Origin of the sequence: Aminobacter sp. DSM 101952 (assembly GCF_001424795.1) — a bacterium.
GTDB lineage: Bacteria > Pseudomonadota > Alphaproteobacteria > Rhizobiales > Rhizobiaceae > Aminobacter > Aminobacter aganoensis.
In genome coordinates this window covers 1-10,236 of the sequence record NZ_LMCL01000024.1, presented here as the reverse complement: position 1 = coordinate 10,236, position 10,236 = coordinate 1, and the positions used below count along the sequence as shown (strand labels likewise).

At 60.5% G+C, this 10,236-nt stretch carries 11 protein-coding genes, 1 tRNA gene and 1 pseudogene; 2 read left to right on the top strand and 11 right to left on the bottom strand.

Going from position 1 to position 10,236, the window contains the following annotated elements:
* The first annotated feature begins 260 nt into the window (after positions 1–260).
* A tRNA-Met gene (locus ASC75_RS16420) sits at positions 261–337 on the top strand.
* Here ASC75_RS16420 and ASC75_RS25640 read toward each other — a convergent pair.
* The 3 genes from ASC75_RS25640 to ASC75_RS16405 all read right to left on the bottom strand — a co-directional run bounded on the left by ASC75_RS25640 (position 294) and on the right by ASC75_RS16405 (position 3,199).
* Positions 294–1,985: a recombinase family protein gene (locus tag ASC75_RS25640; protein ID WP_199914620.1), complete on the bottom strand. Its 1,692-nt coding sequence runs from the start codon at positions 1,983–1,985 to the stop codon at positions 294–296. The genes ASC75_RS16420 and ASC75_RS25640 overlap by 44 nt on opposite strands.
* Before the next feature lie 22 nt (positions 1,986–2,007).
* Positions 2,008–2,238: a hypothetical protein gene (locus tag ASC75_RS16410; protein WP_055977792.1), complete on the bottom strand. Its 231-nt coding sequence runs from the start codon at positions 2,236–2,238 to the stop codon at positions 2,008–2,010.
* 280 nt (positions 2,239–2,518) lie between these two features.
* Entirely contained in the window at positions 2,519–3,199 is a 681-nt protein-coding gene (locus tag ASC75_RS16405; protein WP_156381283.1) for a hypothetical protein, read from the bottom strand.
* A 147-nt stretch (positions 3,200–3,346) separates the two neighbouring features.
* On the opposite strand from ASC75_RS16405, the gene ASC75_RS26765 reads away from it, so the two are divergent.
* The gene (locus tag ASC75_RS26765) at positions 3,347–3,589 is read left to right on the top strand and encodes a helix-turn-helix transcriptional regulator (RefSeq protein WP_244487857.1); all 243 of its coding nucleotides are present in this window, start codon (positions 3,347–3,349) and stop codon (positions 3,587–3,589) included.
* Positions 3,590–3,818: 229 nt separating this feature from the next.
* Here the strand turns inward: ASC75_RS26765 and ASC75_RS16400 are convergent, their stop codons facing one another.
* The 8 genes and pseudogenes from ASC75_RS16400 to ASC75_RS16365 form a co-directional block, all read right to left on the bottom strand.
* On the bottom strand, positions 3,819–4,688 hold the full coding sequence (locus ASC75_RS16400; protein ID WP_055977786.1) for a HEPN domain-containing protein: 870 nt from the start codon (positions 4,686–4,688) through the stop codon (positions 3,819–3,821).
* 4 nt (positions 4,689–4,692) lie between these two features.
* Positions 4,693–5,325 carry a hypothetical protein gene (locus ASC75_RS16395; RefSeq protein WP_055977783.1) on the bottom strand — a complete coding sequence of 211 codons (633 nt, stop codon included), beginning with the start codon at positions 5,323–5,325 and terminating at the stop codon, positions 4,693–4,695.
* Positions 5,325–5,831, bottom strand: a complete 507-nt coding sequence (locus ASC75_RS16390; RefSeq protein WP_055977779.1) for a hypothetical protein — start codon at positions 5,829–5,831, stop codon at positions 5,325–5,327. Before ASC75_RS16390 ends, ASC75_RS16395 begins: the two co-directional genes overlap by 1 nt.
* A 9-nt stretch (positions 5,832–5,840) precedes the next feature.
* Positions 5,841–6,599: a hypothetical protein gene (locus ASC75_RS16385; protein WP_156381282.1), complete on the bottom strand. Its 759-nt coding sequence runs from the start codon at positions 6,597–6,599 to the stop codon at positions 5,841–5,843.
* Between the two features lie 456 nt (positions 6,600–7,055).
* Positions 7,056–8,009, bottom strand: a complete 954-nt coding sequence (locus ASC75_RS16375) for a histidine kinase dimerization/phosphoacceptor domain -containing protein (protein WP_055977770.1) — start codon at positions 8,007–8,009, stop codon at positions 7,056–7,058.
* 500 nt (positions 8,010–8,509) lie between these two features.
* Positions 8,510–8,731 (bottom strand): hypothetical protein, encoded by a 222-nt coding sequence (locus ASC75_RS16370; RefSeq protein WP_055977797.1) that lies wholly within the window; start codon positions 8,729–8,731, stop codon positions 8,510–8,512.
* Positions 8,728–9,078: pseudogene (locus ASC75_RS26300) on the bottom strand (IS66 family transposase zinc-finger binding domain-containing protein); the annotation flags it as partial. The gene ASC75_RS16370 and the pseudogene ASC75_RS26300, both read right to left, overlap by 4 nt.
* A 183-nt stretch (positions 9,079–9,261) precedes the next feature.
* A complete protein-coding gene (locus ASC75_RS16365) occupies positions 9,262–9,900 on the bottom strand; it encodes a transposase (protein WP_162244935.1) in 639 nt (212 codons plus the stop codon).
* Between the last annotated feature and the right edge of the window lie 336 nt (positions 9,901–10,236).

Below are 10,236 nucleotides of genomic sequence, written 5' to 3'. Positions count from 1 at the left end.
CTGATGGTACTTCGTCTCAAGACGCGGGAGAGTAAGTCGCTGCCAGGTCTGCCAAGGGCATGTAATATGGACATCGCAAAACGCGGTGTCGGTCACCAACATCTTCTCTTTGCGAAAATGGCCCGCCAACGGGATCAAGGGGCCGCGTAAGCGGCGCTTTCCATTGGCCAGAACACGAAATCCCTCGCATTCGCGTAGGCAAATGCCTACATGAAGGCAAGGAGACCGGAATACATGCAGGAAATTCCTGCATATGGTGGCGCGGGGTGGAGCAGCCCGGTAGCTCGTCAGGCTCATAACCTGAAGGTCACAGGTTCAAATCCTGTCCCCGCAACCATTGATAACGACACTCCCGTGAGCCTTGCTCCGGGAGTGTTTTTGTTTGCAGGCCCAACAGCCTGCCGCTCGGTCCAGTTCAGGATCGTGCCGAGTTCTCCATACAGCGTAGCTTCGATCTCGCCGCGCTTCGCACCAGGTGTCAGAACGATCTTCTCGATCAACGACCGCAGCGTTGCTGCGGCTTGCGGCCGGTCGTCAGGATGGTTGAGCGCCTCGGTTAGCTGCGCGACCTTCCGCGCATAGAGTGACGATATGCTCGGCAGCAGGTCCGGCTTGTCCTGGGGAGCGGCGGCAAGCTGGTTCGTGAGATCGACCTTGCGCATCTCGAGCGCGTCCATCTCGGCCTTCATGCTCACCTGAAACATGCCGGCCTTGATGGCCTCGATGATGCTGCGGATCTGCTTCTCGACTTTCACCAGTTCAGCGTTCCAGCCATCGGCATTGGCGCGGCGTTCGCGGTTGAGACGGTTGGTCTCCTCGGCGTAGGCCCTCATTGCAACTGCGGCTGCCTCCGGCGCCATCATCCTGTTCTTCAGGCCGGCGAGCACCCGCTGTTCCAGTTCGCTCCGCACTATAGTGCGCTTGTTCGGGCATGAACCATTGCTGGTGTGGCTGGAGCAGGCGAAGCGGTCGACGCTGCGCAAGGAGTAGGGCCCCCCGCAGCACCCGCAAAACACAAGCCCCGACAACAGTGACTTCGGCCGGCGGGCGCTGCTCAGCCGATTGCGCATGTGGTGAGCGCGAACAGCCGTGGTCAGGTTGACGGACCTGTCGGCGATCTCGCTCTGGCGTGCCTTGACTGCTTGCCAGAGTTCGTCGCCTACGATGGGCAACTCCGGCACGTCGGTGACGATCCATTCGCTCTCCGGATTGAGGCGCGAGACACGCTTGCCGGTGGCAGGATCCTTCACATAGCGCTGGCGGTTCCACACCAGGCGACCGATGTAGAGTTCATTGTTGATGATGCCGGTGCCGCGCCTGACATGACCGCGGATCGTGGTGTCGTTCCACAGCTTGCCGGCAGGTCCTGATATACCCTGGTCGTTGAGGTTCTTGGCGATCGCGCGTGGACTGATGCCTGTGGCAAACTCCCGGAAGATGCGGCGCACAACCTCTGCCTGAGCAGTGTCGATCTCGCGGTCACCCTTAACCTGTTCGCCGCGCTCGCCGAGGCGCCTGACGACACGATAGCCGTAACACAGCCCGCCGCCGGACTTGCCGAGTTCGACGCGGCCGCGCAATCCGCGCCGGGTCCGCATGGCGAGATCCCCTAGAAACAGGGCATTCATCGTGCCCTTGAGGCCGACATGCAGTTCGGAGATCGCTCCCTCTGCGAGGGTGACGATCGGCACGCCGGCGAACTTCAAATGTTTGTAGAGTGTTGCGATGTCGGCCTGGTCGCGGGAAATGCGGTCAAGGGCCTCGGCCAGCACCAGCTGGAACAACCCGCATTGGGCGTCGCGGACGAGTTTCTGGATGCCGGGCCGCAGGATCTGGCTTGCTCCGGAGATCCCGGCATCCTGGTAGATGCCGGCGATCTCCCAGTCTTCGCGCGCCGCATGTTCGCGGCAGAGCCGGAACTGGTCCTCGATCGAGGCTGCCCGCTGCTGGTCGGAAGAGTAGCGGGCATAGAGTGCTACGCGCATGGTCATGATCACTGCTCTCGGTCTAGCTGGTGTCGGAATTGCCGTCGCCGGCTCTTTCGCCCGGTGGTTCTGCATTGGCCGCGTGAGAGTTGGGGGCGGCTTTGGCGTCCGTTGCGTGTGCGAATTGCTCTCTTGCCATGCCGCGGCCGATCAGCCAGGCGAGAGCCAGGATCGCCGGATGGGTTTTGGGCCTGTCGGGGAGCTCGCTCGGGTAGTGCCACGCGTCGGTGGCCGTCATGTTGTCTTCTGCCATAGGCTTCCTCGCTTCGTGGTGTCGAAGCGGGGATGAAGCTGCCAGATTGACCGGCCGGGAAGGGGGAAAATGCGGTCGTAGCAACGTGGAGCACAATGACCTGCGTTCGGCGCGTTCTCCGAAGGAGACGCAGCATGCTCCCTGTCGCGACGCTGGAAACGCCGGTCAAGGCCTTGGCGCCAACCCGCCTTGACCGTGACCGGCTCCGCCGTGAAGCCACATGCAATGAAGCCACCCGGCGAATTGTCCGGTAGGGCAGGGGAGAGGCAAACCTCACCGTCTACCCGCCCGGGAAAAACGCATGCGGTGTCAGCTGGCGCCCGATCCGCATCAGATCCTCGCGCGCCGAGCGGATTTGTGGCCAGGGAAAGGCCGAACGATCTTCCCAGTCCGCGCCGTTGCGCAACACCGCATCGAGCTTGCCCACTACGCCTGCAAGCGAGACGGCGGGCGTCCCGGAAAGCGCGTCCATCAGCGCCGCGACCCTTGCAAAGCCTGCCTGCTCAGCCCTCAGTCCCTCGAAATAGCCGATCTCCGTCGCAACCACCTCAAAATGTGCTTGTCGCGCGTCGAGTTCAGCTTCGGCCTTGGCGCGGATCTCCGCCATGTCCGTTCGCTCGCCGATAATCCGGTCCAGCGCTGCCTTCGAGCAAACAATGGTCTCCTCGCCGCCGGGGCTGCTCACAACCGTCCACAGCCCATCCACTCGCTCGGCAAGTGCTGCCTCGAGTTCCTGCAGCCGGTCACAGCGCCACATTGCTTGCTCATATGCGGCATTCCAATTGCGCCACACCCCCACCGCTGGGTCTGGTGCTGGAGTCGGCACAACGTCTGTCGCCGCTGTCGCCCGGGCCTGCGCATTCCCGCCAAAAGTCCACCCACCGCTGACGACAAACACCCCGCCAAGCGCCAGCCGCCGCGTGACGCGCCGAAAACTCATGCTATGGTCGGAATCAGTCATGATCCGAGCTCCAAACAGCTTAGATTATGGTTAGGTCGCTAACGGCGGTTGAACACCCTTGGCGGCCGCTAAGGTATTAAATCGTATCAGGGTTACGATAATGGCAATTCGCCTGAAGATCAACAAAAATCGTATCTGCGTTACGAAATGAATGCAATTCAATGCAAAATGGCGCGCGTCGCGCTGGGGTGGGGAACGCGAGACCTTGCTCGAAACGCTGAGGTATCGCCTGATACGATCGCCCGTCTTGAACGGGGCGAGCAGCTAAAGAGTTCGACGATCGACGTAATTCGGCTAGCGTTCGAGACCGCCGGCATCGAGTTCATTCCGGCAAATGGCGGCGGCCCAGGTGTACGGCTGCCTCGTGCCTCAGGACCGAAGAGCACGTAAAGCCCGGAGAGGGTTCCTATTTAGGCATTGCTCCGCGCCAACACTGCGACCATTTTCTCAACCCAGCTCTCATTCATAACGGTGGGCAGCGTATGTCTGGCTCTGCCCCCGAAGGCAGAGGTAACAGGTTCGAACCTTGTCGGAAGCGCCAAGAATCGCCAAGAAAATCAAGTATTTACCAGTTGGTCTCTCTATGGCGCGTTGTCGGGACTTGGTTTCGTCGAATGACCTACTGCAGCACGCGCTGTGGAGAGGGTGGCAGCTTCCCGTCGATGATGCACCGCCGGAAGGCCACCTTGGCGAACTGGTAAGACTGGATCGCGTCCTCTGGTGCCACACGGCCCCCATTGTGGACTACGCTGCCGCGCATGCCATACATGTCGCGGATGACTTGAAAGGCCCGGTCCCTGTCGGAGGGGCCGTCGCTCACGTAGTCGGCCAGCGCCCGGCAGATGGCCTTGGTCTTCTCCCGCTCGCCTCCGAGGTCGAACAGTGCTTCGATCGCCGTCCAAACAAGGACGGTCCCCATTTCAAGCGTCGGACTCCATTGCGCCTGGTCGTAGACCGAGAAAGCCCTGAAGAATCGCTCCTCGTGGTAAAGGCGGGACGCGACTGGCAGCGCTGTGCGCAGCCATAAAAAATCCTCTTCGCTCGCAACCGTGCTGGGGGTGCGATATGGCCCGACCTGATGCGTCGCGCTCTCAAACGTTATGGGCCAAGGCTCATGCGTGACCTCCATTTTGTCGAAAGGCATAGCGGCGAGCACGGCCATCCTGACGGGTGAGGGCAGCTGCAGGCGCAGCATCGCTGCAACCAGCCACGCGACTGCGGAAGGCGACAGGCTGTCGAAGGACGATACGTCGGTGATAGAAACCTGAACCCGGCTCTTGAACGTGTAGCCGCCGTTGATAGGAACCCACGGTCCGGGGTGCGGCGCTTTGGGGGTCGGAGGTGGAGCGAAGGCTAGCAGCGAGGTGCCGAACATGTCTACGAAGACGCTGCGAAGAGAAACTCCGGGGATGACTTCAAACCCGCTGTCAGGAAGCTCGATCCCGGTGAGGCAGCCATAAAGCGGGAGTTGGTCAGTCCAGTTCTTCATGAGGTCAGCCCGTCGTCCCAGCTTTCTTCGCCTTGAACTTCTTTACGATCCGCTTGGCGTTCTCGGCTCCCGTCATCCGCATCTCGTCTTCCTTCCGGAACGCGGCTTCAAGTGCGTCTCTCGGATCATAACGGCTATAATCGCGCTGAGGGAGCTCGTATCGATCCCTCAGGTCCCTCGCGATATCGAGTGCCAAAAGGCCTAATCCTGCCCATGCAAACCGCCGTTCCTCAAACCACTCCTCGTGATCTGGAGGTCCGGATTGCACCTCGGCAACGAACGATATGGTTTTCTCGGCTGACGCAATTTCGTTTGGCAAAGAGAGAACTCGGTCCATCAGAAGCGGGTCGATCGATCGCCAGTCTACGTCCTGGGGCAATTCGAGTGTTGGCGGCACCGAGTCGGGACAGAGTTCTCCCTGCTGATCACGATACCCGCGATCAGCGACCACCTCCACGCAGCTCATCACAAAGGGATCAAGTACAGCGGAAACGCGGACGGCTAGAAAGGTGGCGTGCCTCAGGCGTTCGACTTCGCTATCTCTTCGGACTGTAAGGCGGTACCCAAGGTACGTGACCAGGCCCGTTCCGACTGTCGTCACGAGTGCTGTTAGAAGAATCGTCTGCCAGTCTGTCATCAATCCAACTTTGCCTCGAGTTCCATCACGCCATAGTTCCATCGTTGGGCCTTCGGCGCAGGCATGTTGTAGAAGGATACGTAGGTATCAAAGGCTCGCACTTGCCCAGGTGGGACGTTGATGTAGGTCTCCCAGATTTCGTTCTCTCCGATCGTTTCGCATTTCCCTTCGGGACAATCCTGGACGATGATCCGCAGCTTAAATGACCCGAGAATGTGGCTGCTGCGGTTCCTGACGGTGCCCTTCACCGTGTGGCCACCGAGACCGTTCGACCCCATTGTCAAATCGTAGAAGTCGACATCTCGCTCGTTGATGAGCGTTTTTGCATAAGCCGTTCGCTTGGCCTGCCGTACCGAGTCCCAGTACGCATATGCGCCACCGACAGCTCCCAGAGCGACGATTCCGGCGAGGCACCAGAGAACCACTTTCCTGAAGCCCGGATAGTGAATTGCGAAGTAGATGACTGCTACACCGAACATCGCGGCCGCGACCCAAGCCATGTCCATTCCCCCTGACTATCCTGCGCTTGCTGCCAGTACGGCTTTCCGGAAAACGGGCCCATATGCTGCTTCGAGGCGAGCATCGTTCGCGGCAAGCTGCTGCCGTGTCATCGCAGCAAAGGGGAAGCCTGCCTCGACCCTCTGGAAGACCGGAGACATCGGGATCGGCTGATTGGCCGACACTCTGGCCATGGTCTGATCAAGCGCGAAGGTGCATTCGGCCGTTTCCTTCGCGGCCATCGTGAGAAGCTTGGCCTTCGCTTCGGGGCCTTCCATGCCAGGCACGCTCCTGAGGTGTTTCCGGAACTCGACCCCGGCGATGAGTCCGAGGGACTCAAATCTGTGACCCTTTCGGAAGCCAGGATATGCCTTCTCCAACGCCAGGGCGGTCGCGATCCAGGCGAGCTTGGCCGCGTGCAGACGTACGTTGTCTGCCATCATGATCGTGACTGTGTTCTTTTCTAAGCCAAGCTGGGCAGCTTCGAAGACAGGCATGAACTCCGCCTCGACAATCTCGTAGGCAGCACGGAATGCGCTGGCAGGGGCGATGTTTTTGGAGTTGGCGGATACGGTGGAACTGGCCGGAAATGTCTTTCCGGTTTCGCGCTTAGGTGCGAATGCCAGGAACAGCAGAGCAAGAATAACCAGAACACCGATCAGCCATGGTGTCTCGTCCAGCCCGACACTGTCTGCTTGCACCCACAGCAGGACGGCGACGACGGCCGCCGCGCCCATGGCCAATCGTCTTTGAATCGTAGTCAGATTTATTCCCATGCCCACCCCCAGTTGCCGAACATATCAGGGGTTCTGTTTCGGGCAAGAAATCTCCGCTCGAATCGTGTTTCGATGGGTCGGCGGCAAGATAATGTTTGGACCGAGAGGGGGGACCTGATGTCCAGAAAGCTTTGGGGCCGCCGGACCGAGGACCATCGGGAGCGCGAGGGCTCTGATCACCGGAAGACGATTATCTCCATGTGTGCGGCCAGGTTTGGGTTTCCTTCGCGGCCTCAAGCACTGGTCTACCTTCGGTAGAGGGTGGAGCCGTCGGGTCACCGAAGTCAGCGGGTGCTGTCGGCGAGTCAGCCAAGGCCAGCCTGTTGCGCTGCTTTCTCGGGAGAGCCTTCCACGGTCCACACCTTGCTCCCGTACCTCAGAAGGAAATCCGGTGGACAAGAGGGTCGATGGAGGTGCTGCGGCCGTCGACCTGGCCATGAACGGACGGACGCTTCGCTATACAGGCGGCTTGGGCATCAGCAGCGTCACGCGACAGCCAACCGCTAGATTTTCACGAGTTATCGTCCCGCCCAGTTGGTGCGTCAACAGCGACAAGACGCGGGAGCCAACCCCTCCAGGCCGCTCCTCGTGTAGGCCCACGCCATTGTCAGTTACGGAGAGGACTACGTCACCGTTGACCCGTAGTGCAACTTGGATAAGACCGGCTTGCCCGTCTGGAAAAGCATATTTGAGGCTGTTGGTCACGAGTTCATTGACGATTATCGCAATGGGCACAGCCTGTTCGCTGTGAATATACAGCTCGTCAGCGTCGGCTTTGATGGCAACCGGGCTTGTTCCGCTGATCGATGCGCTGAGCCCCTGGCAGATGTCCGCCAAGTATTCCCTTGCGTCCACAACCTTTCGGTCTGCGCGTATCGTGAGGTGGTCGTAAACTTGCACCATGACCTGAATGCGCGCCGCCATATCGGTGAGCGCTTCTGATGAGCTCACACTGGAGTCCCTCGCCTGAAGTCGCATGATCGCGGATATCATTGCCAAGTTGTTCTTGGTGCGATGAGCGAGCTCCATCAGAAGCAGACCCTTAGCCTTTTCTGCCCGCACCACCTTTTCCATCTCTGTCCGGAGAGTTTCGGCGATGAGCCCGATGGCTGCGCCGGTTACCGCGAACAGCATACAGGGGGCCATATATCCGGGAAAGGGAGCCATCGGCCTGATGACGAAATAGGCGAATATGGTACCAAGAGCGGTCGCGAATAGAGCCGACCCGCGATCAAATAAGAGACCCGCTATGAAAATGCCAAGCAGAAGGAAAAACAAACCAACAAAGCCCGTTTGACTTTGAAGTTCGATATGGACCGCGATGCAGAACGCCATCAGGGCAGTAGTTGTCGCGTACCTCACCCAAAGCGGCTGCGGCTTCTCGGGGAGGAGAAAAAGAAGTCGTTCCATCTTTGGCGCACAACCCCTGCCGGCTTGTCCCAAAAAGCTACCATGACGTAAATGGCGACGGAGTGAAGGTGTCGGTGGCCGCGGTTGGCATCGGTGCGGTTGGTCGACGCCTCCAGCACCGGCAGCTAACGTTTCTTCGCCAAAATCTGTGCCTCTCGTAACAGCGATGACCAGTTATAGCCGAGATCAGCGACAGCCGCCGAGCTTGTTGTTCCGTGATGCCGGTTTCTTCCATCAAGCGCCCCACCAAGAAGTCTTCCGTGCTGAGCGGTTCTCTAGGTTCGTCGGTCATTTCCCCAACCTGTTCTCACGGAAAGGCCCACCGCCCCCGGTTGGACGCGGAAGCGATAGGCCCGCTGCTGGAGCGACCGTACTGAGGGGAGTGCGGATCGCTCCGGTCTCGAAACAAAACACCGGCTGGATAGTTCCCCAACGCAAAAAAGCCCCGCGACCTTGCGGCGGCGGGGCTTGAGGATGCCGAAATTTCGTTATGCAGAAGATCATTCTGGCGGCGGCCGGAGCCAGGCGACAATTCGCGCAATGCTTTCCCCGAACATCACCACGCCCGCGAAAAGGCCGAGTATGCCAACGATCAGCCATTTGACGGCGTTTCCTACCGTCATTGTCGCTACTACGAGCTTCAGGCCGGCGTTCGGCGTGTCGATGTCCTCTTCCCGTAGTTGTGCAAGGAACTCTCGTGTCTTTACCGGCAGCTCGGCCATTCGAGCGTCGAGCACGCGAGGTCGACATCGTGCCGGGCGAATATCTGCGACTGCCTGTAGAGCGGCGTGTGGTCGCAATATTTGGAGAGCAGTACCTGCGCCAAAAGCGCCGGCGTCGCCAATCCGCCGGCGATCAGCCGGTCCGGCGCAGGCGCTTGCGCTGCCGTCTCGCAAGTCCGACAGGCGTATTTCGGGCGGGTGATGCGGACCACGCGAAGCTGGGCAGGAACCCAGTCGAGCATCTCGCTGACGCTCTCGCCGATCGCATGGAGCGCGCCACCACAGCACGGATAAGTCGCCTCGCCGATGTCGAGCCGCACGTCCTCGCGCGGCAGATGATCGGGCAGCGGCTTGCGGTGGGCTGGCCGCCCCGATGGTGGAGTCTGGATGCTCGGTATGCTTTCCCGGATGGGGCGATGTCGGCATCGAGGTCTTCCAGTGCGAGCGCCAACTGATCGGGATCAGCAGGATCACTGCCTGCAGGTGCAAAAACACGCCGACCGTCCGGCAGTTCGATTGCCATCGTCCCGTCAGGGCGGCTGCATGAGCCTCTGCAGTGCCACCGCCGCCGGCGTGTCGTCAGGTAGCGCCACGGATGCGAGTTTTGCGCGCTTCCTTTGCGCCACGTCGAACTGCACGCGCCAGCGGAACAGCATCTCCGTGACGATCCCGTGCTTCCGCGCAACAGCCGAGACGCTCACGCCTGGCTGGTCACTCTCCAGCGCGATGGCACGCTTTTCCGCGTCGCTGAAGAAGCGCCGGGCAGGTTGCCGGGGCGGCGTCGGCCCGTCCGTCGCGGCATCTGTCAAGCCGCCTTCGGGCCTCGTTTCGTTAGCACTAGTGCTAACGGCCGGGCGAACGGAGGGATGAAGATGCGCGCGCCAGTCGATCACCACCTCGCCGTCGTCCAAGCGGTCGCGCCAACGGCGCAATGCATAGGGCGAAAGATGCAGCGCCGCGGCGTATTCGCGAACGCCCACCCCGCTCCAGTTCTTCGCCTCAACATGCATCGCCCAGAACGCCTGGAGCGCACGATTGCGCACATCCGTGCTCGCGCCAAAGCGGCGTTTCTGGCGCCGCCGCGGCTTCTTCTCCCGCCCTTTCTGCCGCCGCTCACGGCGCACTTGTGCCTGCGATTCCGCATGTTTACGCGCCGCCTCCTTGCCCATCAGCTAGTCAAGCCAGCGCTCGAACGTACGCTGGTTGAGATGGTGACGACGGCAATAGGTTGTGCGCGCCAACCCGCTCTGACGCCATGCTTCGACGTGAACCACCCAGAAGGACTGACGTGCCGTGTTCTCGAAATGTTTCAGATTCACCGGAGATCCTCCACGTTGCGAAGGAACTCCACATGCTGCGATTTTGCACTACGCCAACGAGGTGCCAGGACGGGAAGCTTACGAAACGACGTAAGCGTCCGGGGGCTGCACGTGATGTCAGGCATTGACAGGATTTGCCGCTTTCCAGGCCCACGGCAGGAGGTCGTCGAGGCTGTTGACGGGATG